Source organism: Serratia sp. TSO36 (genome assembly GCF_057808395.1).
On record NZ_JBJZOU010000010.1, the window covers coordinates 130,060 to 151,357 of the forward strand.

General features: G+C 62.6%; 25 protein-coding genes. 13 read left to right on the forward strand and 12 right to left on the reverse strand.

The annotated features are described in order from the left end of the window. Nucleotides 1–3: 3 nt before the first annotated feature. From ACK3CV_RS07685 to ACK3CV_RS07695, 3 genes are all read right to left on the reverse strand, one after another. Nucleotides 4–723, reverse strand: coding sequence for an SDR family oxidoreductase (locus ACK3CV_RS07685; protein WP_164140685.1), 720 nt, complete (start codon nucleotides 721–723; stop codon nucleotides 4–6). Nucleotides 724–829: 106 nt separating this feature from the next. After that, nucleotides 830–1,207 (reverse strand): HVO_A0114 family putative DNA-binding protein, encoded by a 378-nt coding sequence (locus ACK3CV_RS07690; RefSeq protein WP_033638702.1) that lies wholly within the window; start codon nucleotides 1,205–1,207, stop codon nucleotides 830–832. Nucleotides 1,208–1,209: 2 nt separating this feature from the next. Further along, on the reverse strand, nucleotides 1,210–1,575 hold the full coding sequence (locus ACK3CV_RS07695) for a toxin-antitoxin system TumE family protein (RefSeq protein WP_164140687.1): 366 nt from the start codon (nucleotides 1,573–1,575) through the stop codon (nucleotides 1,210–1,212). A 98-nt stretch (nucleotides 1,576–1,673) separates the two neighbouring features. Between ACK3CV_RS07695 and ACK3CV_RS07700 the strand changes: the two genes are divergently transcribed. Next, nucleotides 1,674–2,585, forward strand: a complete 912-nt coding sequence (locus ACK3CV_RS07700) for a LysR family transcriptional regulator (RefSeq protein ID WP_033637627.1) — start codon at nucleotides 1,674–1,676, stop codon at nucleotides 2,583–2,585. Here ACK3CV_RS07700 and ACK3CV_RS07705 read toward each other — a convergent pair. From ACK3CV_RS07705 to ACK3CV_RS07720, 4 genes are all read right to left on the reverse strand, one after another. Next, nucleotides 2,573–2,749 carry a hypothetical protein gene (locus ACK3CV_RS07705; protein ID WP_004939348.1) on the reverse strand — a complete coding sequence of 59 codons (177 nt, stop codon included), beginning with the start codon at nucleotides 2,747–2,749 and terminating at the stop codon, nucleotides 2,573–2,575. The genes ACK3CV_RS07700 and ACK3CV_RS07705 overlap by 13 nt on opposite strands. 106 nt (nucleotides 2,750–2,855) lie before the next feature. Then, a complete protein-coding gene (gene yedA, locus ACK3CV_RS07710) occupies nucleotides 2,856–3,776 on the reverse strand; it encodes a drug/metabolite exporter YedA (RefSeq protein WP_033646923.1) in 921 nt (306 codons plus the stop codon). Between the two features lie 110 nt (nucleotides 3,777–3,886). Then, complete coding sequence (locus ACK3CV_RS07715; protein ID WP_033637629.1) at nucleotides 3,887–4,381, reverse strand: DUF2878 domain-containing protein; 495 nt, start codon at nucleotides 4,379–4,381, stop codon at nucleotides 3,887–3,889. Between the two features lie 177 nt (nucleotides 4,382–4,558). Further along, entirely contained in the window at nucleotides 4,559–5,212 is a 654-nt protein-coding gene (locus tag ACK3CV_RS07720) for a helix-turn-helix transcriptional regulator (RefSeq protein ID WP_060428302.1), read from the reverse strand. 103 nt (nucleotides 5,213–5,315) lie between these two features. Between ACK3CV_RS07720 and ACK3CV_RS07725 the strand changes: the two genes are divergently transcribed. From ACK3CV_RS07725 to ACK3CV_RS07745, 5 genes are all read left to right on the forward strand, one after another. Further along, a complete protein-coding gene (locus ACK3CV_RS07725) occupies nucleotides 5,316–6,770 on the forward strand; it encodes an MFS transporter (RefSeq protein WP_033646916.1) in 1,455 nt (484 codons plus the stop codon). Nucleotides 6,771–6,956: 186 nt separating this feature from the next. After that, entirely contained in the window at nucleotides 6,957–7,526 is a 570-nt protein-coding gene (locus ACK3CV_RS07730) for a helix-turn-helix domain-containing protein (RefSeq protein ID WP_164140691.1), read from the forward strand. A 2-nt stretch (nucleotides 7,527–7,528) separates the two neighbouring features. Continuing rightward, nucleotides 7,529–8,047, forward strand: a complete 519-nt coding sequence (locus ACK3CV_RS07735; protein ID WP_060429746.1) for a GNAT family N-acetyltransferase — start codon at nucleotides 7,529–7,531, stop codon at nucleotides 8,045–8,047. A 50-nt stretch (nucleotides 8,048–8,097) separates the two neighbouring features. Then, nucleotides 8,098–8,499, forward strand: coding sequence for a GNAT family N-acetyltransferase (locus ACK3CV_RS07740; protein WP_050498665.1), 402 nt, complete (start codon nucleotides 8,098–8,100; stop codon nucleotides 8,497–8,499). A gap of 127 nt (nucleotides 8,500–8,626) precedes the next feature. After that, nucleotides 8,627–8,758, forward strand: a complete 132-nt coding sequence (locus ACK3CV_RS07745) for a hypothetical protein (protein ID WP_255170871.1) — start codon at nucleotides 8,627–8,629, stop codon at nucleotides 8,756–8,758. 123 nt (nucleotides 8,759–8,881) lie between these two features. Here ACK3CV_RS07745 and ACK3CV_RS07750 read toward each other — a convergent pair whose 3' ends face one another. The 3 genes from ACK3CV_RS07750 to ompC all read right to left on the reverse strand — a co-directional run bounded on the left by ACK3CV_RS07750 (nucleotide 8,882) and on the right by ompC (nucleotide 11,857). After that, a complete protein-coding gene (locus tag ACK3CV_RS07750) occupies nucleotides 8,882–9,712 on the reverse strand; it encodes a 5'-nucleotidase, lipoprotein e(P4) family (protein ID WP_164140693.1) in 831 nt (276 codons plus the stop codon). 17 nt (nucleotides 9,713–9,729) lie between these two features. Beyond that, nucleotides 9,730–10,581 (reverse strand): GNAT family N-acetyltransferase, encoded by an 852-nt coding sequence (locus tag ACK3CV_RS07755; RefSeq protein WP_164140695.1) that lies wholly within the window; start codon nucleotides 10,579–10,581, stop codon nucleotides 9,730–9,732. A 178-nt stretch (nucleotides 10,582–10,759) separates the two neighbouring features. Further along, nucleotides 10,760–11,857, reverse strand: a complete 1,098-nt coding sequence (gene ompC / locus ACK3CV_RS07760; RefSeq protein WP_164140697.1) for a porin OmpC — start codon at nucleotides 11,855–11,857, stop codon at nucleotides 10,760–10,762. A 241-nt stretch (nucleotides 11,858–12,098) separates the two neighbouring features. Here ompC and ACK3CV_RS07765 point away from each other — a divergent pair, with 241 nt between their 5' ends. The 4 genes from ACK3CV_RS07765 (at nucleotide 12,099) to dinG (ending at nucleotide 15,859) form a co-directional block, all read left to right on the forward strand. Continuing rightward, nucleotides 12,099–12,755 (forward strand): glutathione S-transferase family protein, encoded by a 657-nt coding sequence (locus ACK3CV_RS07765; protein WP_164140699.1) that lies wholly within the window; start codon nucleotides 12,099–12,101, stop codon nucleotides 12,753–12,755. A 124-nt stretch (nucleotides 12,756–12,879) separates the two neighbouring features. Beyond that, entirely contained in the window at nucleotides 12,880–13,212 is a 333-nt protein-coding gene (locus ACK3CV_RS07770) for a carboxymuconolactone decarboxylase family protein (protein ID WP_033653414.1), read from the forward strand. Next, nucleotides 13,202–13,594, forward strand: a complete 393-nt coding sequence (locus ACK3CV_RS07775; protein ID WP_164140701.1) for a tautomerase family protein — start codon at nucleotides 13,202–13,204, stop codon at nucleotides 13,592–13,594. The genes ACK3CV_RS07770 and ACK3CV_RS07775 overlap by 11 nt, the downstream gene beginning before the upstream one ends. 66 nt (nucleotides 13,595–13,660) lie before the next feature. Next, the gene (dinG, locus tag ACK3CV_RS07780) at nucleotides 13,661–15,859 is read left to right on the forward strand and encodes an ATP-dependent DNA helicase DinG (protein ID WP_033637643.1); all 2,199 of its coding nucleotides are present in this window, start codon (nucleotides 13,661–13,663) and stop codon (nucleotides 15,857–15,859) included. Here dinG and ACK3CV_RS07785 read toward each other — a convergent pair whose 3' ends face one another. Continuing rightward, on the reverse strand, nucleotides 15,860–16,294 hold the full coding sequence (locus ACK3CV_RS07785; RefSeq protein ID WP_033637644.1) for an Lrp/AsnC family transcriptional regulator: 435 nt from the start codon (nucleotides 16,292–16,294) through the stop codon (nucleotides 15,860–15,862). A 136-nt stretch (nucleotides 16,295–16,430) separates the two neighbouring features. Here ACK3CV_RS07785 and ACK3CV_RS07790 point away from each other — a divergent pair, with 136 nt between their 5' ends. Further along, on the forward strand, nucleotides 16,431–17,339 hold the full coding sequence (locus tag ACK3CV_RS07790; RefSeq protein WP_041034093.1) for a DMT family transporter: 909 nt from the start codon (nucleotides 16,431–16,433) through the stop codon (nucleotides 17,337–17,339). Between the two features lie 3 nt (nucleotides 17,340–17,342). Here the strand turns inward: ACK3CV_RS07790 and prpR are convergent, their stop codons facing one another. After that, nucleotides 17,343–18,932 (reverse strand): propionate catabolism operon regulatory protein PrpR, encoded by a 1,590-nt coding sequence (gene prpR / locus ACK3CV_RS07795; RefSeq protein WP_164140702.1) that lies wholly within the window; start codon nucleotides 18,930–18,932, stop codon nucleotides 17,343–17,345. 245 nt (nucleotides 18,933–19,177) lie between these two features. On the opposite strand from prpR, the gene prpB reads away from it, so the two are divergent. Both prpB and prpC read left to right on the forward strand, forming a co-directional pair. Further along, nucleotides 19,178–20,068, forward strand: a complete 891-nt coding sequence (gene prpB, locus ACK3CV_RS07800; protein WP_164140703.1) for a methylisocitrate lyase — start codon at nucleotides 19,178–19,180, stop codon at nucleotides 20,066–20,068. 33 nt (nucleotides 20,069–20,101) lie between these two features. After that, nucleotides 20,102–21,265 (forward strand): bifunctional 2-methylcitrate synthase/citrate synthase, encoded by a 1,164-nt coding sequence (gene prpC / locus ACK3CV_RS07805; RefSeq protein WP_164140704.1) that lies wholly within the window; start codon nucleotides 20,102–20,104, stop codon nucleotides 21,263–21,265. Nucleotides 21,266–21,298: the final 33 nt, after the last annotated feature.

Sequence of the window (21,298 nt, forward strand, 5' to 3'; positions counted from 1 at the left end):
CCGTTACAGCAGGCCGCCGCCGTCGATGTCGATCACGCTGCCGGTCACGAAGCCGTTCTCCATCGCCAGCAGGTAACCCGCCGCGACGTCGGCCGCCTGGCCGATCCGGCCGACCGGCAGACTGACGCTCACGCGCTCGAACAGCGCCTGACGCTGCGCGGCGCCCATGCCGTCGTAGGCTTCGGTGGCGGTGATGCCGGGGCTGACCACGTTCACCCGCCGCGGCGCCAGTTCCTTCGCCAGCTGTTTGCCGGCCGCTTCCAGTGCGGCGTTGATGGCGGTTTTGACCAGCTGCCCGCCGAGGTATTTACGCGACAGCTGGCCGGAAGTCAGGGTGATGGAGCCCTGCGGCGCCAGTGTCGGCAGCGCGGCCTGCACCGCGCGCAAGCTGCCCCAGAATTTGACGTTGAAGTCGGCCTGCGCCTGCTCAAAAGCAGTCTCCGCCAGCGGTTTCGCCTGCACCAGCGGCCCGGCGGTGATCACCAAATGGTCGAAAGCGCCGACGGCGGCAAACAGCGCGCGCAGCGACGCTTCATCGGTCAGGTCGGCCTGCATCAGGCGCAGCGCGTCGTTCTTCTCCCCGGCGTGGGGCAGGCGGCGCGAAGCCAGCACCACTTCAGCGCCGCGCGCCGCCGCTGCGTAGGCCACCGCGGCGCCAATGCCGCTGGTGCCGCCCAGGATCACCAGCTTTTGTCGTTTCAGGGGGGAGTCAGGAATTGTCATGTTAAGGCCTCTTTTTAGGTAAGTTTCAACGGGATCTATCTTTCCTGATTGAAAATCACCTAACAATCGGCCTTGCTGACAAACTCTTATTAATATTTTTTAAAGATCATGCGGCGCTAAAGCGGGCGTTTAGCTTCTGATCCACGATGATTTCGAAATCGGTAAACAGCGCTCGGGGTTTCACTGAACGCCCCTGTTTTTCCAGTGCCACCAGGCCGTGCCCGCTCAGCGTTTTCAGCGTGGTGGACAGATTGCTGACCTGGCGCCCCGACAGTTCGGCCAACTGGCTGATGGTCTCGGGGCGGGCAGTGTCGATCAGACGCAGCAGGGCAATATTCTCGTTGCTGAGCACCTGGGCCAGCGCAATCATCGACGTAAACCACACTTTGGGCTCACGTTCCTGTGGCTGGTATTCCCCTTTTGCGATCGCCAGTGTGCGCTTGCGAATCAGTTCTTCAGGCATCACGCCAATCAGTGCTTTCATCATCAACCTCGGTTTTCTCTCTTGCGTATGACTTCGTCTATCCGGGTAAAAAAATCTTCCACCAACTGATAGGCGGAATGAAACTCGTAGGGTGAGCCTTTGTCCGTCGGGGAGTCATGTTGGAGATCGTAAACGACGCGGCCCGAAAATTTACCTTTGCGGGGTGTTTTAATGGCATGCGCGTTGTCTATGCCAAAAACCCGGGTATTGTGGTTATCATGCAAGGTCAAATTGTAACGGATGCCGTGAGGGATAAAGGCCGTTTGGGTCACCGTCCAAGCCTCGATTTTCCACCAATAGCCATCCTCACGATTGACCCGCGTGCCATGCAGGCTAAGGATGTAGTCCAGTCCGTTGTGTTCATCCATTGATCAAAGCTCCATTTATTATGATCTAATCATAACTGTTGGGCGTTTTATCGTCAATCCGATACGCCGTGAATCCGGCTCTCTAAAAAGGGAAATACATGACCTCATTTGTCGATCTCGAGGTGTTTGTCCGCACGGTGGACGGCGGCAGTTTTTCCGCCGCGGCGCGCGCGCTGGACATGACGCCGGCGGCGGCCAGCATTGCGGTGAAAAGGCTGGAGCAGCAGTTGGGCGCGCGGCTGCTGGTGCGCTCCACCCGCAGCCTGAGGTTAACGGAGGAGGGGGCTCGCTATCTCGACAGCGCGCGCCTGGCGCTGGGCGCGTTAGCCGAAGGAGAGCAGGCGATCCGCGAGAAGCATCAGGGGCTGTCCGGGGTGCTGCAGATTTCCGCGCCGTCGGATTTTGGCCGCAATTTGCTGCTCTGCTGGCTGGATGAGTTCCGCCTGCAGCATCCGCATATTCAGCTGCAGCTTCTGATCAACGATCGGCAGGCCGACCTGTTCCGCGAACCGGTGGACGTGGCATTGCGCTTCGGGCCGCTGGCCGACTCTTCGCTGGTGGCGCTGCCGATCTTGCCGCAGCATCGGCGGTTGATCTGCGCCAGCCCGGATTACCTGCGGCGTCACGGCGCGCCGCAAACGCCGGCCGATCTGGCCCGGCACAGCATTCTGGTGTATCAGCCCAGCGGCAAACGGCAGGTGGAATGGCGGCTGTGGCGCGGTGAGGAAGGGGTCGAAGTGCCGCTGAACGGCAGCTATTTTACCGATGACGGCGAGGTGGCGCGGCGCTGGGCGCTGGCGGGGCACGGCGTGGTGCGCAAGTCGGCGATCGACGTGGCGGCCGACATTCACGCCGGGCGGCTGGTGCAACTGTTGCCGGAATGGCGCAGCGACGCGGTGCCGATCAATCTGGTCTGCCCGCATCGTTCGCAGGTGTCGGAACGCGTCAGGCAACTGCAGCGCTTTTTACAGCAGCGCTGCCAGCGTTGGATGGACGATCACTTGGCCTGAAGGGTTTCGGTTTGCGCCGGCGTGGCGGCGGTATCCCCGGCAGGCGCGCTTTCTTCGTGCGGGGTGGTGGAACGGGTGTAGATGTTCAGCCCGGCGAGGAATACGCCGCCCAAAGAACCGAAGGCGCACAGGGCGATGACGATGACGAACGCTTTTTTCAGCATAGGAATAATTTCGCAGGTTGCTTGGAACAGCGGGAATTATAGCCCCTTCGCCGGGTGAAACAAGAATCGTTTTTAACGGCGGCCCGCAGACCGCCCTTTGCGATCGCTACCGTTCGCTGTCGATGGCCTGCACGCGGGCCGGGCGGGCGAACAGGTATTTTCCCAGCGTCACCAGCACCACCGCCGCCACGATGATCACCAGCGCCAGCCACTCGCGCGGCGCCAGCGATTCGCCGGCAAAGCCGATGCCGAGCAGCACCGCCACCACCGGGTTGACGTAGGCGTAGCTGGTGGCAACCGCCGGGCGCACGTTCTTCAACAAGAACATATAGGCGCTGATCGCCAGCATCGAGCCGAAGACGATCAGATAGCCCAGCGCCAGAAAGCCGCCGGTGCTCGGCATCTGAGTCAGACGCTCGCCGCTCAGCTGACTGGCTGCCAATAACACCACGCCGGCGACCAGCATTTCCGCCGCGCCGGCCATCGGCCCGGCCGGCAGCGAGATGCGCGATCCCAGTACCGACCCGAAGGCCCAGCTGGCCGACGCCAGCAAAATCAGCAGCGCGCCGGTCGGGTTGCCCACCAGGTTGTTGCCGGTATTAAGCAGCACGATGCCCACCAGACCGAGCGCGATGCCGGCCCATTCCAGTTTGGTGTTGCGCATCCCCCACAGCAGGCTGAAGCAGAGGGTGAACAGCGGCACCGTCGCCACCATCACCGCGGCGATGCCGGACGGCACGTGTTGGTGCTCCGCCACCGTCACCAGGCCGTTGCCCACCGCCAGCAGCAGAATGCCGATGGCGCCGGCGGCCAGCCACTGCTTCGGCGTCGGCAGCGCGTGGCCGCGCCAGGCCAGGAAACTGAACAGCACGATGCCGGCAACCAGAAAGCGAATGCCGGCCATCATCAGCGGCGGCCACTGCGCGACGCCGAGGCGAATGACGAAATAGGTGGAACCCCAAACGATATATAACGTGAACAACGCCCCGATCAACGGCAGGACGCTACGGCTTTGTTGGCTAAGCATAGGGATATGTTTTTGCAGGGGTGATTATTATTAGAACGCTCAGTAAACCCGATCGGGCAACCGATAAGCAATGGCTTTCGGCATTATTTTTCCCGGCCGCCGCCCGCCGTTCAGCTGTCCCGCCGCTTCCACTGCAGCCAGCTGACGGCCGGCAGGTAAATCGACCAGCCGACGGCCAGCAGCAGCAGCATGAACTCCGGCGGCACGCCGGGCAGCAAGGCGTCCAGCTTCCAGGACACGGCGTAGGCGAAGGGGCCGACGGCGGCGCCCAGCACCGCCAGCGGCCAGGGGGCCGCTCTGACCACGTCCAGCAGCCAATACCACCAGCAGCCGAAGCCGATCCACAGCGCGATGGTCCAGAGCGGCAGGCCGTGTTGCCCGCTGTAGTGCAGCACGCCGCTGTAGCTCCACAGCCCATCCATGCCGATACCGCCCAGGGCGGCCAGGGCCGCGCCTTTGCGGCGGGCGGCCGGGGTAAAGATCAGCGCCAGCGCCGCGCCGGCCAGCAGGATGCCGTTGAGCCGATCGCGAGTCAGCAGCGCCAGCAGCCAGCAGACGCCCAGTCCCAGCGTCGCCAGCCAGAATCCGGCATGCGGCTTCTTCATCGTTCAACTCCCGTGGGGTTACTCTGCCGCTGCGCGCCAGGCGCCGACGGATTTGCCAGAGCGAGCGCGAGGCCCGCTGTTGGTCTGAATATGCGTTAATTCAACCTTAGAAGGGAAGGTGCGGGATGCACAAGCAGAATAATCTGTACCGGTTGAAAACGTGGGCAAAAACCGGTGTTAAAGGAGCGAAATCCGGTAGGCGCAGCGGCGCGAGCCGGCCAGAATGTGTTCGGCGCGCTCCACCTGCGCCTGCAGCACTTCGGTGAAGATGCTCAGCTCCGCCCGGCAGAAGCCCTGGCAGACGGTGGCGGCGGCGCAGATCGGGCAGTGGTTTTCCACCAGCAGATAGGAACCGTCTTCCTCCTGACGCCATTCGGCCATATAGCCTTCGCGGCAGCGGATTTCGGTCAGGCGCGCCACACGCTCCTGCAGATCGGTGGCGCCGATCATCGCCTGCTTGTAGTTGATGCGGTTTTCCTGCTCGCGGGTCTCGATCAGCACGTCGAGCGCCTGTTCGCCCAGTTTGTCGCGCACGGTGCGCAGCAGCTGCACCGTCAGATCCGCATGGGTGTCGGGAAAGCGCGCGTTGCCGGCCGAGGTCAAATGCCACAGCTGCACCGGGCGGCCCACGCCGCGCGTTTCCGCCACCGCTTCGACCAGCCCCTCTTTCGCCAGCTTGACGAACTGCTGGCGGGCCGCCTCACCGGTGGTGCCGAGCACCTTTCCTGCATCAGAAGCTTGCTGTGGGCCGCGGGTTTTCAATAGCGTCAGCAAGCGGTCACTGACCGATTGTGCGGTGCTGCCGCTATTTTCCAAGTTTATTCTTGACATATTTCTCCGCCTCGCCCTAACTTATTCCAAGATAACTCTTGTTAAATTTAACGCAATCTTATGACCAACTCAATGCCATTCCTCTGAAAACAGGACGACAACCGTGATAACCCATGACGATAGCCGCTGGAGCGACCTTTTCTCCGGCAAAAATGCGGCCAGTGCGATCGCGCTTTCGCTCGGCGTGGCGCTGCATGCCATCAATATTCTGGTCGCCACCACCATTCTGCCCTCGGTGGTGCAGGATATCGGCGGTCTGGATCTCTACGCCTGGAACACCACGCTGTTCGTGGTGGCGTCGATCCTCGGTTCCGCGCTGTCGGCCCGGCTGCTCAGCGGCTACGGCGCGCGCAGCGCCTATCTGGTGGCTTCGCTGTTCTTCATCGCCGGGGCGGCGCTGTGCGCGCTGGCGCCGAGCATGCCGGTGATGCTGATCGGGCGTACGGTGCAGGGCTTCGGCGGCGGGCTGATCTTTGCGCTCTCCTACGCGATGATCAACCTGGTGTTCGAGCAGCGATTGTGGCCGCGCGCCATGGCGCTCATCTCGGCGATGTGGGGCATCGCCACCCTGGTGGGGCCGGCGGTGGGCGGCATTTTCGCCGAGCTGAACGCCTGGCGTTGGGCCTTCGGCATTCTGCTGCCGATCATGGCGCTGTACGCCGCATTTACCTTCCTGATCCTGCCCAAGGGTAAAGCGCAGCAGGCGGCCGCGCCGTTGCCGACCGCGCAGCTGCTGTTGCTGACCGTGGCGGTGCTGGCGGTGTCCGCCGGCAGTCTGGCGCACAGCGCCTGGATCAACCTGGCGGGCATCGCGCTCTCGCTGGTGCTGATGGCCTGGCTGCTGAAGCGCGAAGCGCACTCGCGCGCCCGCCTGTTGCCGCACGGCGCGCTGCGGCGCGGCTCATCGCTGGCGGCGCTCTACATCACGACCGCGTTGCTGGTGATCGGCATGACCAGCGAGATCTTCGTGCCCTATTTTCTGCAGCTGCTGCACGGCCAGTCGCCGCTGATCTCCGGCTATATTGCCGCCGCCATGGCCGCCGGCTGGACGCTGTCCGAGATCCTCAGCTCCGGTTGGCGCGGGGCGGGCATTCGCCGGGCGATCGTCAGCGGGCCGCTGTTTGTGCTGGTGGGGCTGCTGGCGCTGGCGATCCTGATGCCGGTGCCGTCCGGCGGCCACTGGCAGGCGCTGGCGCCGATCGTCATTGCGCTGTTGCTGGTGGGGTTCGGCATCGGCTTCGGCTGGCCGCACCTGCTGACGCGCATTTTGCAGGTGGCGCCCGAAGCGGACAAAGATATCGCCGGCGCTTCGATTACCACGGTGCAGCTGTTCGCCACCGCATTCGGTGCGGCGCTGGCCGGGATGATCGCCAATCTGGCGGGGCTGAACGATCCGGGCGGCGCGGCGGGCGCGGCGTCGGCGGCGCGCTGGCTGTTCCTGGCGTTCGCGCTGGCGCCGCTGCTGGCGGTATTCAGCGCCTGGCGCTGCGCGGCGATCGCGCCGCCGGGCGCCGAGACGGGCAATCTTGTACAAAACCCGCCCTCGCGCGAGTGCTAGAACGCTCCTCCTTCTTCGATGGTGTTTGCGGTGATAGTGGCGTTCTTGCTGCGCAGTATGCTGGCGGTGGTGTTGCTGAGCATGCTGATATTCATCGCGCTGCGCGGCATTTTTTAAAATCCACTTGCCATATCTCTAATTTGAGATTATTTCTCTTATATGGGATTTCAAGGCGGAGTGTGAGCGATGGATAACGGTTTGGAGACTGCCGACCTGAGGTTGGCGCAGCGGCTGGCGGATTTGCGCCAGCAGCAGGGGTGGTCGCTGGAGGAGTTGGCGCAGCGCACCGGTCTCAGCCGGGCGACGCTCTCGCGGGTGGAGCGCGCCGAAACCAGCCCGACGGCGTCGCTGCTGAACCGGCTGTGCGCCGCCTACGGGTTGACCATGTCGCGCCTGTTGAGCGAAATCGAAGACGAACCGCCGGAGCTGTTGCGGCCGCCGCAACAGCCGGTATGGGTCGATCGCGTCAGCGGTTTCCACCGTCGCTCCGTTTCTCCTCCCGCCGCGCTGTATAAGGCCGAGTTTATCGAAGCCCGGCTCGATGCCGGCGCGCAGATCGATTACGACCTGCCGTCGATTCCGGCGCTGGAGCATCACCTCTGGCTGCTGTCCGGGCAGCTGGAATTGACGCTGGAAGGGCGCGTTTTCCGGCTGTCGCCCGGCGATTGCCTGCGCTACCGCCTGTTCGGCGCGTCCCGTTTCCATGTCCCCGGCGATGAGCCGGCCCATTACACGCTCGTTATCTGCAGGCCATAACCATGATTGAATTGCAACAGTGGGGCGCCGACGCGGCGCAAAGCGCCGTGGCCGACTTGGCCGAGATGCTGCACGCCAGCGTGGCGCACGGCGCCAGCATCGGTTTTGTCATGCCGTTTACAGTGGAGCAGGCGCGGGCATTTTGGCAGGGGCTGCTGCCGGCCCTGGCGCGGGGAGAGCGTGCGATGCTGGTGGCGCTGGCGAACGGTCGGCCGGTCGGCACAGTGCAGCTGCTGTTGGCGATGCCGGACAACGGCCGCCACCGGGCGGAAGTGGCCAAGCTGATGGTGCACCCGCAGGCGCGGCGGCAGGGCGTCGCGCGGCTGTTGATGCAGGAAGTGCAGGCGCTGGCGGCGCGTCATCGCCGCAGCCTGTTGGTGCTGGACACCCTGAGCGGCAGCGCGGCGCAGGGGTTGTACCGCCAATTGGGGTTCGAGGCGGCGGGCGACATTCCGCATTACGCCCGCGCCAGCGACGGCGGGGCGTTGGAAGCCACCTGCTATATGTACAAACTGCTGTGACTCTTCGGATACTATTAAGTGAAGTTGATAGCTCAGACGCGCTGACACTGATGGCGGAATTGTCGGTGCAACTGGCTGAGATCACCGGCGATAGCGGTACATCCTCGTTTGATCCTGCTGCTATACAAGCGGATGGAGGTTGTTTTATGTTGGTACGCAATGCTGCCGATGAAGCCGTAGCTTGTGGGGCGCTGCGTCGATTAACTTCTGGCGTTGCGGAGTTAAAACGGATGTATGTACGTGAGCCTGGTAATGGTATTGGTCGTAAATTATTACATGCTCTGGAACAACAGGCTCGATGGTTGGGGTATCGCCAACTGTGGCTGGAAACTCGAAGAGTGAACCTGCGTGCCATCAAGTTTTATCTGGCTCAGGGGTATCGGATACGCGAAAATTATGGCCGTTATCGAGGTAACCCGCAGGCGGTCTGTTTCGAAAAAGTTCTGGAATGATGTTGTAAGTCCCCATAGCCATTTGACCTTGAAGATCCGTGCCTTGCTGCTTAGGTTACGGCCAGATTAAATCAAAGAGCGGATGCCGCTACGGTTTTCGGACGGTTAAAATCGAGAGGGTTAAGGGATGAACTACTCTGATATTGCTGAAAGGATAGTGAAAGTGCTTGCTTCACCGGGAAGCGGTGTGGGATTGGCTTCACAGGGCAGTGCCGATACCGATTTCTCACATTTCTTATACCCGCAATCAAAAATTTGAGCATACGCATTTCTTTATGTTCATGCCGCCGAGCCAATATCCCCATTGGTTCGGCGGCATGCTCCGTTAATCCCTTTTTGAAAAAATATTAGGTTATATGGTTTTTTTCTCCCTATTCCTGAATCAGCGCCCGCGCCAGGCTTTGATCGCCTGCTGGCGCACCTGCAGCTTCTGCTGCGGCGTCAGCTTGTTGTAGTCGCGGGCCAGCCCGCTTTCCCAATCGCCGTACAGCGGGTTGGGCAGCACGATGAACTCGGTGCCGAACTTGTTCTGGTTCTCGCTGACGAACGCCCGGCGCTGCGCGTTGTCCTGGTGGTAAGTCGCGGCGCCGAAGTCGTTCAGGTTGTCGCCCGCGTACACCACGATGTCGTAGCCGGCTTGTTTGATGGCGTCGAAGCGCGCCTGCTTATTGGAGGTATCGGTGCTGAGCAGCACGGTCTTTTCCGACATGCCGGTGAAACCGAGCTTCTGCATGTTGGCCACCGTGGCGGCGTATTCACTCTGCTTGCGGTTCGACACGTAGAACATCGTGCCCTGATGGGCGTTGACGTAGCGGGCGAACGACACCGCGCCCGGTACCGCGCCGGCCTGTTCGGCCTGCGTCCATTGGGCCCAGGTGGCGCCGTCGTACGGCTGGCCCTGCTGCGCCTGCCAGCCGGAGTAGGCGCTGTTGTCCAGCATGGTTTCATCCAGATCGACCACCACCGCCTTTTTACGGCCCGGTGCGGCCTTGGCCTGATCGAAGGCGCGCTGCGCGCTGTTGAACGCCTGATGCGTCAGCGCCTGGTATTCGCCGGACTGTTGGAACCAGTTCACCGCCAGCACCGACTGATCCGCCAGCTGTTGCTGGGCCTGGGCATCGGTGTGCGGCGGCTGCGCGCAACCGGCCAACGTCAGTAGCGCGACGCCGACCGCCGCGCCGAGGGTGAGTTTCCTTGCCTGTTTTCCTGCCATCGTTATCTCTCTCGGTTTTATTCTTGTGGGCTGTCCAGCAGCATATCCATCTCGAACTGGCGCAGGGGATCCTGCCGCCAGCCAAGATGCGTAAAGAAGGGAGCGGTCACCTCGGGCACAACGACGTTGGCAGTCAGCGGCAAAGGGGCGAACCTTGTTTGCAGGGCGGCCAGCAAGGCGCGCGCATGCCCCTGGCCGCGGTGCTGCGGCGGCACGTAGATCAGGCGCAGCCAGCAGTGCTCGGCGCCGGGCATCACCACGGCGTAGGCTTGGCGATTGAGCGTATAGGCTTGCGGTTTGCCCGGCAGCTTGAACAGCGATTCGGGGGCGATCAGCCAGGGCAGGTCGGTGGCGCCTTCCGCCGTCAGGCGATGGCTGACGGTCAGTGGATCGACCGCCTGCAGCACCGCCTTGCCTGGCGGCACCGCCGCCGGCGCCTGATGGCCGGTCAGAGTGCGCACGATGCGCAGCCCGGCGCGATGGTACAGCGCCAGCGCGGCGTCGTTGCCTTCGATCACTTCCAGCGACAGCCGATGGTCGCCGCGCTGACGGGCATCCGCTACTACCCGCTGCATCAGCGCCTTACCAAGCCCCTGCCCGCGCATCTCGGGGCGTACGGAAAAGGCCGCGATCCGGCTGTGCCGGCCGCGGCGGGCGATCAGCGCCACCGCCACCGGTTCATGGCGGTGGGTGACGATCAGGCTGTCGTTCAGGCTGAGATCTTCGGCGCCGAAGCGGGCGGCGAAGGTCGGCCCGTCGAGGACGAAGCGCACGATGTAGTTTTCAAAGCAGTGGCTGAGGATGTTCGCCAGTTCGTCGCTGCTGTAGCGCAGGGCGTTGTGGAAGTCGAAGTGTCCGTCGTTATGCATGGCTGATTTCGCTCGGGGGAAAGCTATACATGTAGACCCGTTTTTTTTGCAAGGCAAGCGGGGGGATTGGACAGGGGGAAAATAAAAACAAAAAAGCCGGACGCAGCCGCCCGGCGAAATAAAACTCTGGGTATCAAGTGACGCTAAAGTTTGCAGTGGTGGTTATTCATTCATCACATCAGAACTGGTAGGTCAGGGCGACAACAACCACGTCGTCGTTTTTCAGACCCAGCTTGTTGTCGTCATCGAGCTGGTTGATTTTATATTCGACATAAGTGGACATGTTTTTGTTGAAGTAATAGGTTGCCGCCACGTCGAAATATTTCACCAGATCGACGTCGCCGATGCCTTCAATATCTTTGCCTTTCTGCTGAACGTAACCCAGCGATGGGCGCAGACCGAAGTCGAACTGATATTGTGCGACCAATTCAATCCCTTCTGCTTTATTGGCGAAGCCGCTAACGGAAGTGGCGTTGTTATTGATGGTGGCGGTGCCGGAAATAGGTGCGATATTGCGGCTCTGCGAATAAGTCGCGGCCAGATAGACGTTGTTGTTGTCGTATTTCAGACCACCGGCCCAGATATCGGCCTTGTCGCCTTTACCGAAGGTGCCCGCTTTTTGCGTGGTGGTGCGGTTGGAAGAGGCATAGGCGGCGCCCACGCTCAGGCCGTCGATGATTTCGTAGCTGGAGGAGAGGCCCCAGCCGTCGCCGTTCGCCTTGCTGGCGGAGCGGCCGTCGTTTTCGTTCTTGCCCTGGTACTGCACGGCAAATTTCAGGCCGTCGACCAGTCCGAAGAAGTTGTTATTACGGTAGGTGGCAACGCCGTTGGTACGGCCGTTCATAAAGTTGTCGGTCTTGATGTAAGCATCGTCGCCGAATTCAGGAATCATATCCGTCCAGGCGCCGACGTCGTAAATGATGCCGTAGTTGCGGCCGTAGTCGAAAGAACCGAGGTCTTTATATTTCAGACCGGCGAAGCCCAGACGCGTTTTAGTGTCTTTGGTGCCGTCGGATTCAGAATGGTTAGCGGCGATCTGATATTCCCACTGGCCGTAACCGGTCAGCATATCGTTAATCTGAGTCGCGCCTTTAAAGCCGATACGCACGTAGGTTTTATCGCCATCGTTGCCGGCATCATCGGAGAAATAATGCAGGGCTTTTACACGGCCGTAAAAATCGAGTTTGTTGCCGTCTTTATTGTAGATTTCTGCTGCCTGTGCCGCTTGCGCAAGTAAAAGTGCCGGAATAATAACGGCCAGAAGATTACGTTTCATGGGTTACCCTGCTTTATTCGATTGAAAGACGCTTATCATCAGTTGCATTGCTGTTTTACTGTGCCGCCTGATTGTTGGCGGCGGAGAATTTTTACCGTAGTAATGTGATCTATTTATGACAAAAAATTCATTTTCATGTCGAACGATTAAAAAAGTCGCGTAAAGAGTGAATTTTTTCTTCGGCCGACGGTCGGCGGCTGGTCTACAGTTATCGATACCTTGTTCCGCTGCGGGAGGAATCATGCACGATACTTATACTTTGTTCGGCACGCAGGGCTGCGGCTCGACGATCGTGGCCGCCGCGTTGGTGTTGACCGCTTTCCCCTGGGGCTATGAGGAGGTGGACTACACGCAGGACGGTCCGGAGCGCGATCGCCTGCTGGCGCTGAACCCGTTGGGCCAGGTGCCCACCTTAGTGTTGCCCAATGACGAAGTGCTGACGGAGAGTGCGGCGATTATTCTGCTGCTGCACGATCGCGCACCGCATGCCGAGCTGGCGCCGCCCGGCGGCTCGCCGCTGTTGCCGCGTTTTCTGCGCTGGCTGCTGTTCATCAACGCGGAGATTTACCCCACCTTCACCTATGCCGACCATCCGCAGCGCTGGCAGCCGCAGGCGGCGGGGGCGGAACAGCTGAAAAACGCGGTAATGGCTTATCGCGAGCGCTTATTGCGGCAGCTGAACGCCGCCGCCGGCGCTGCGGGCCCGTGGTTTCTCGGCAAGAGCTTCAGCGCGTTGGATCTGTACGTGGCGGTGATGTGCCACTGGCGGCCGGGTCGCGCGTGGTTCCGGCAACACTGCCCGCGGCTGTACGCCATCGCAGAGCGGGTGGAACAGCGGCCGGAGCTGAATGCGTTGCTGAGCGCCCATTTCGACGGTGTTGCCCCGCTGGAATCGTGATGCCTCCCCGCCGCCCGGCGGGGAACCCTCCCGTATTTCTGAACCGAGACTGCTGAAAATCCCGATTTTCACTCGCTGCGGCGGCGGGTAGCGTAAGGCTATCCGCAACTGACAGGAGAGTGTGATGCCATCAGAATCCCAGGCCGGGCAGCAGGCGTTCGGCGATATTGCCCCCAAGCTGGCGCAGCTCAGCGACAGCGTGTTGTTTGACGATATTTGGCAGCGGCCGGCGCTGAGCCCGCGCGAGCGCAGCCTGATTACCGTCGCCGCGCTGGTGGCGCTCAACCGCGTGGAACAGCTGCCGTTTCACCTGCAGCTGGCGCAGCGCAACGGCGTGACGCGCCAGCAGCTGGCCGAGCTCATCACCCATCTGGCGTTCTACGCCGGCTGGCCCGCGGCGGCGTCGGCCGTGGCGCGCCTGCGCGAACTGGAACAGGAGGACAACCATGCCGTTTAGCCGCATCGCCCTGCATCAGGGCAAGTCCGCCGACTATCTGCAAACCTTGTCCGACAGCCTGCATCAGGCGCTGGTGGAGGCCTTTGAGGTGCCGCCGACGGATAAATTTCAGGTGCTCGATCAATACCGCCCCGGTGAGCTTATCTACGATCGCGACTATCTCGGCGGGCCGCGCAGCGTGGATTTCGTGCTGTTTTACATCACCGCCGGGCGGCCGCGCGACACCGACACCAAGCGGCGCTTCTACGGGCGGCTGGCGGCGCTGCTGGCGGAAAAGCTGCGGCTCCGCCCCGAGGATGTGATGGTGGTGATCGCCACCACCCAGTTGGACGAGTGGTCGTTCGGCGGTGGTCGCGTCTCGATGATCGAGCCGCAGGCGTAACTCGGGCTGACGTCGCCGGCGGTCTGTGGGACAATAGCGCCATCATTTCGTTTAGATAAGAGTTGAATGGCGCTCTCCTCCGCAGTTAAAGATCAGATTGGCCAGTGGTACAAAGCCCTGCAGCAGCAAATACCGGATTTCATTTCCCGTGCGCCCCAGCGCCAGATGATCGCCGAGGTGGCGAAGACGCTGGCCGGCGACTACCCGCGCCATCTGGCGATCGAGGCGCCGACCGGCGTCGGCAAAACGCTGTCTTACCTGATCCCGGGCATCGCCGTCGGGCGGGCGGAGAGTAAACCGCTGGTGGTCAGCACCGCCAACGTGGCGCTGCAGGACCAGATCTACAGCAAGGATTTGCCGCTGCTGAAAAAGATTATCCCCGATCTGAAATTTACCGGCGCCTTTGGCCGTGGGCGCTATGTGTGCCCGCGCAACCTGGCGGCGATGAGCACCGACGTTAGCCAACAGGGCGATCTGACGCTGTTCCTCGACGACGAGCTGGCGCCGTCCAGCGGCGAAGAGCAGGCGCTGTGCCAGAAGCTGACCAAGGCGCTGGCCCGCTTCGAGTGGGACGGCCTGCGCGATCACTATCAGCAGAGCATCGACGATCCGCTGTGGGCCAAGCTGAGCACCGACAAGGCCAACTGCCTGGGGCGCAACTGCCACTACATTCGCGAATGCCCGTTCTATATCGCCCGCAAAGAGATCGAGAGCGCCGACGTGGTGGTGGCCAACCACGCTCTGGTGATGGCGGCGCTGGAGACGGAATCGGTGTTGCCGAACCCGAAAGAGCTGCTGCTGGTGCTGGACGAAGGCCACCATTTGCCGGAGGTGGCGCGCGACGCGCTGGAGATCGACGGGGAAATCACCGCGCTGTCGACCAACCTGCAGCTGGACATGATCGTGCGCCAGGTCGAGCAGTGCATGACGCAGTACCGGCCGAAGAATCCGCCGGGGCTGGCCAACAGCGAGCGGCTGAAAAACCATTGCGAGGAGCTGCGCGAGCTGGTGCAGATCTTCGAGCATCAGGTCAGCGCCTATCTGCCCGGCGACAGCGTGGCGGCCGAGCACCGTTTCGAGATGGGCGAGCTGCCGGCGGAGATGGTGGAGAGCTGCGCGCGGCTGTTCAAACTGACCGATGCGCTGCGCGGGCTGGCGGAGTTCGTGCTTAACGATCTCACCGAGCAGACCGGCAAGCACGACATCGTGCGCCTGCACCGGTCGATCATTCAGATGAGCCGCACGCTGGGTTATCTGGAGGCGATGAGCAAGCTGTGGCGGCTGGCGGCGCTCGACAAGTCGTCCAATGCGCCGATCTCCAAATGGGTCACGCGCGAGCTGCGCGATAACGTCACTCATCTTTACCTGCACTGCGTCGGCATCCGCGTCAGCGACCAACTGGAGAAGCTGCTGTGGCGCAAGGTGCCGCACGTGGTGGTCACCTCGGCCACGCTGCGTTCGCTGAACAGCTTCGCGCGTTTGCAGGAGATGAGCGGGCTGAGCGAGAAGGCCGGCGATCGTTTCGAAACGCTCTCTTCGCCGTTCAATCACGTCGAACAGGGCAAGATTGTCATTCCGCAGATGCGCTACGAACCGGCTCTCGCCAACGAGGCGGAGCACCTTGAGGAGATGGCGCGATGTTTCCGCGCCGAGCAGGCGAGCGGCAAGCACAAAGGCATGCTGATCCTGTTCAGCAGCCACCGGGCGATGCAGACTTTCCTCAGCTACGTGACCGATCTGCGGCTGATGCTGCTGGTGCAGGGCGACCAGCCGCGCTACCGGCTGGTGGAAGAGCACCGCAAGCGGGTGGAGAAGGGCGTCGCCAGCGTGCTGGTGGGGCTGCAATCGTTCGCCGAAGGGCTGGATCTGAAAGGCGAGCTGCTGACCCAGGTACACATTCACAAAATTGCGTTCCCGCCGATCGACAGCCCGGTGATCATTACCGAAGGCGAGTGGCTGAAATCGCTGAAACGCTATCCGTTCGAAGTGCAGAGCCTGCCGAGCGCCTCGTTCAACCTGATCCAGCAGGTCGGCCGCCTGATCCGCAGCAACCAATGCTACGGCGAGATCGTGATCTACGATCGCCGGCTGTTGACCAAAAACTACGGTTCGCGGCTGTTGGCGTCGCTGCCGGTGTTCCCGATCGAACAGCGCGCGGTGCCGGAGGCCGACAAGGCGCATCTGGCGGCGTTGAAATCCGCCGCCGACGCGGCCAAAAAAGAGAAGAAGCGCGGCAACCCGTTCGCCCGCAAGCGGCGGCGTTAATCAGAGCAGCGGCGGCAGGCGGCGCTTGACCGGCGTGGTTTTCACGATCGAGGTGTTGCTCTGCGCCTGCTCGGCCAGCCGATCGAGGGTGTGATCGAGCTGCGCCATCGAGTGCGCCACCAGCCGCACGATAAAGCAGTCTTCGCCGGTCACCTTGTCGCATTCGACCACTTCTGGTATCGCCTGAATCAGCTGCTCGACCTTCTTCAGCATGCCCGGCAGCGGCTTGATGCGCACCAGCGACTCGAAGGCGTAGCCCACCGCCTGCAGATTGACGTTCAGGGTATAACCCTGGATCACGCCGCTTTCCTCCAGCCGCCGCAGCCTTTCCGAGGTGCTCGGCGACGACAGCCCCACCTGCGCGCTCAGCGTCTTCAACGACGCGCGCGCGTCCTGCGCCAAAAGAGTCAGGATCTGGCGATCGATATCATCCATAACGCCTCCGTTAGGTATTTTCTTTATTATAGCTACGAGAAAAAGGCAGTTAAGCATATCTGCCTTTTTTATGCTATGGAAAGCCGCCCCGCGAAGCCGCAAGCTATGCCTCTGGGCAAGTTTGGAGGAACGCAGAATGAATGCAGAGATAAAACGCGGCTCGCTGGAGATGACGGCGGCGATGCTGATTTCCGGCTCCATCGGCTGGTTTGTGCTGATGTCCGGCCAGCCGGTGGTCAACGTGGTGTTTTGGCGCTGCGCGGTGGGGGCGCTGGTGCTGCTGGCGGTGTGCGGCGCGCTGGGGCAGCTGCGGCGCGATGTGCTGACGCGCGCCACGCTGCTGCTGGCGATCGCCGGTGGGGTGGCGCTGGTGATCAACTGGCTGCTGCTGTTTGCCGCCTATTCCTATGCCTCTATCTCCATCGCCACGGCGGTGTACAACACCCAGCCGTTTATGCTGGTGGGGCTGGGGGCGCTGTTTCTGGGGGAACGGCTGACCGCCCGCAAGCTGCTGTGGCTGGGGCTGGCGTTCGGCGGCATGATGCTGGTGGTGCTGGCGCAGCCGCGGCAGGCGGGGGAACAGAGTCATTATTTGGCGGGCATCGCGCTGGCGCTTGGCGCGGCGTTTTTTTACGCCCTGATGGCGCTGGCGGCCAAGCGGCTGAAGGGCACGCCGCCGCATCTTATTGCGCTGATCCAGGTGGCGGTAGGGGCGGTGATGCTGTTGCCGCTGGTGGATTTCCACGTTTCGGCCAGCGCTGGGCAGTGGGGCATGCTGGCGACGCTCGGCGTGCTGCACACCGGCCTGATGTACGTGCTGATGTACGGCGCTCTGCAGAAGCTGCCGACCAACCTGATCGGCTCGCTGTCGTTCATCTACCCGATCGCCGCCATGCTGGTGGATCGCCTGGCGTTTGGCCACCGGCTGTCGGCCTGGCAGCTGTTGGGCGCGGCGATCATCCTGCTGGCGGCGGCGGGCATGAACCTGCTGGGCGAGCGGCGAGCGCAGCTGCTGCCGGCCTCGGACGGCCGGCGCGCCGGCTGATGCTCAGTTCGTTTTTTTCAGCCGGCGCCATAAGGTGGTGCGGCTGATCCCGAGCAATCGGGCGGCGGCGGCGTGGTCGCCTCCGCATCGCGCCAGCGCTTCGTGGGCGGAGACGGGAGCTGGCGGCGTCTCGGGCGGCGTGGCCGCCGCCAGCTCCGGCAGCAGCCAGCGCAGCGTCTCGCCGCTCGGCGCGGCGCCGGTGCTCAGCATCAGCGCCACCCGCTCCATCATGTTGCGCAGTTCGCGCAGGTTGCCGGGCCAGGCGTAATGACTCAGCGCGGCGTAACAGCCGGCCAGGGCGGCGCGCAGCGGCTCCGTCAGCGGCACGTCGAGCGCCGCCAGCGACCGCTTCAGAAAGTGTTCCGCCAGCATCGCGATATCGTCGCCGCGCACCCGCAATGGCGGCAGCTGCAGCCGCAGGGCGCTCAGGCGGTAGAACAGATCGGCGCGAAAGCCGCCCCGTTGAATCGCCTGCTCCAGGTGGTTGTGGGTGGCGCTGATGACGCGAAAGTCGACCGCCACCGGCTGCTGCCCGCCGACCCGGGTGACGGCCTTCTCTTCCAGCGCGCGCAGCAGCCGGGTTTGCAGGTGCAGCGGCATTTCGCCGATCTCATCCAGAAACAGAGTGCCGCCGTTGGCGGTTTCCAACAGTCCGCGTCGGCCGCCGCGCCGTGAGCCGGTAAAGGCGCCTTCCTCATAGCCGAACAGCTCCGCCTCCAGCAACGATTCGGCTATGGCGCCGCAGTTGATGGCGACGAACGGCGGCGTCGCGCCTCTGGCCGGCGCGCCGCGCCGGGAAAAGTATTCCCGGTGGATCGCCTGCGCCGCCAGCTCCTTGCCGGTGCCGGTTTCTCCTTCAATTAATACCGCCGCCGGCGAGCGGGCGTACAGCATGATGGTGCGCCGCGTCTGCTCCATCTGCGGGGAGTCGCCTTGCAAATCGCCCAGCCCGTAGCGCGGCTGCAGGGTATTGCGCGCGGCGTAATCGCCGCCGCGTTTGCCGCCGCCCAGCATCAGGCGCGTCACGTCCAGCGCATCGCTGAAGGCGGCGCGCAGGGTGGCGGCGGAATAGAGAAAAATGGCGGTGAGCCCGGCCTCTTCCGCCAACTCGCTGATGAGGCCCGCCCCAACCACGGCCTGAATGCCGGCGGCTTTCAGCTCGGCGATCTGGCCGCGCGCGTCCTCTTCGGTGACGTAGCTGCGCTGCTCCAGCGGCAGATCGAAGGTCTGCTGGAACTCTAGCAGCGCGGGCAGAGGGGTTTTATAGGTGATGACGCCGATCCGATCGGCGGTTCTGCGCGCCTTGCTCAGCGCCTGCAGCAGATCGAAACCGCCGGGCTTGACCAGGATGACCGGCACCGACAGGCGGCTTTTCAGGTAGGCGCCGTTGGAGCCGGCGGCGATGATGGCGTCGCAAGGCTCGGTCGCCAGGCGGGCGCGGATGTGCTGCACCGCCTCCTCAAAGCCGAGGCGGATCGGGATGATGGTTGCCAGATGGTCGAACTCGAGGCTGATGTCCCGGAACAGATCGAACAGGCGGGTGATGGAGACGGTCCAGATCACCGGTTTGTCCGGCGTGACGTGATCGCTCATGGTGGGTTACCGAATGGAAGTGGCTGCATTAGGTGTAGCCCGGTTTCAGTGATGTTTCAAATTTACTGCGTGAAACAACGATTGAAACGTTAGCTGAAACGTTTTTTACCCCTTTGCCAGGCCAATGGCGCTGCAGATGTTGTAACTCGCTTATTTTTATCGATTTTAATTTTTCCCCTCACCGAAGCACAACCTGGCCCGCCCCTTGCTCTGTCTGTTTCATCTGGCTAATCGGAGAAAACGTCATGACGCTGCGCGCACCCGGGCTCGCCTTTCGTCAGGCCCTGAGTAAAGAAAAACCCCTGCAAATCGCCGGCGCGATCAACGCCAACCATGCGCTGCTGGCCCAGCGGGCCGGATTCCAGGCCATCTACCTTTCCGGCGGCGGCGTGGCGGCCGGTTCGCTGGGGCTGCCGGATCTGGGCATTTCGACCCTGGACGATGTGCTGACCGATATTCGGCGCATCACCGACGTTTGCCCGCTGCCACTGCTGGTGGATGTCGACAGCGGTTTCGGCGCTTCGGCGTTCAACGTCGCCCGCACGGTGCGATCGGTGAGCAAGGCCGGGGCGGCGGCGCTGCATATCGAAGATCAGGTCGGCGCCAAGCGCTGCGGCCATCGCCCCAATAAGGCCATCGTTTCCACCGGAGAGATGGTGGATCGCATCAAGGCGGCGGTGGATGCGCGCAGCGATCCGGACTTCGTGATCATGGCGCGCACCGATGCGCTGGCGGTGGAGGGGCTGGAGGCGGCCATCGAGCGCGCTCAGGCTTACGTGGCGGCCGGGGCGGACATGCTGTTCCCGGAAGCGATCACCGAACTGGGCATGTATCGCCGTTTCGCCGAAGCGACGCAGGTGCCGATCCTGGCCAATATCACCGAGTTCGGCGCGACGCCGCTGTTTACCACCGACGAGCTGCGCAGCGCCCAGGTGGATATGGCGCTGTATCCGCTGTCGGCCTTCCGGGCGATGAACCGGGCGGCGGAGCGGGTGTACCGCGCTTTGCGCGAGGAGGGCACGCAGAAAAGCGTCATCGACACCATGCAGACCCGCAACGAGCTGTATGAAAGCATCAACTATTATTTGTTCGAAGAGAAACTCGACGCCCTGTTCGCTCGCCAGCGCGACGAATAGGCGCCATTCACGCACAAGCCAAATGAGGACGGTATGAGCCAAGCGATCCCCCCGCAAAGCCCGACTGGCGTTAAGCCGAAAAAATCCGTGGCGTTATCCGGCGTGCCCGCCGGGAATACCGCGCTGTGCTCCGTAGGGCGCAGCGGCAACGATCTGCGCTATCGTGGTTACGACATTCTCGATCTCGCGCGCCACTGCGAGTTTGAAGAGATCGCCCACCTGCTGATCCACGGCAAATTGCCCAACCGCGACGAGCTGCAGGCCTACAAACACCGTCTCAAAGCGCTGCGCGGCCTGCCCGCCAGCGTGCGCACGGTGCTCGAGGCGTTGCCTGCGGCGTCTCACCCGATGGACGTGATGCGCACCGGCGTCTCGGCCCTCGGCTGCACGCTGCCGGAAAAAGAGCAGCACGGCGCGGCCGGCGCGCGCGATATCGCCGACCGGCTGCTGGCGTCGCTGGGCTCGATGCTGCTGTATTGGTATCACTACAGCCACAACGGCGAGCGCATTCAGCCGGAGACCGACGACGATTCCATCGGCGGCCACTTTCTGCACCTGCTGCACGGCGAAGCGCCTTCCGCCAGCTGGGAACAGGCGATGCACGCTTCCTTGATCCTGTACGCCGAGCATGAGTTCAACGCCTCGACCTTCGCCGGCCGGGTGATCGCCGGCACCGGATCCGACGTCTATTCGGCGATCGTCGGCGCCATTGGTGCGCTGCGCGGGCCGAAACACGGCGGCGCCAACGAGGTGTCGCTGGAGATCCAGCAACGCTATGAAACGCCGGACGAAGCGGAAGCCGACATTCGCCGCCGCATCGACAACAAAGAGGTGGTGATTGGCTTCGGGCACCCGGTGTACACCGTCTCCGATCCGCGCCATCAGGTGATCAAAGAGATTGCGCTGCGCCTGTCGCGGGAGGCGGGGGCGATGAAGTTGTATGACATCGCCGATCGGCTGGAAAGCGTCATGCGCGACACTAAAAACATGTTCCCCAACCTCGACTGGTTCTCGGCGGTGTCTTATCACCAGCTGGGGGTGCCCACCGAAATGTTCACGCCGCTGTTTGTCATGGCGCGGGTGAGCGGCTGGTCGGCGCACATCATCGAGCAACGGCAGGACAACAAAATCATTCGCCCGTCCGCCAACTATACCGGGCCGGAAGCGCGGGCGTTCGTACCGCTGGATCAGCGCTGAGCGCCGATCGTTATTCACTATGGAGCGTTTGGG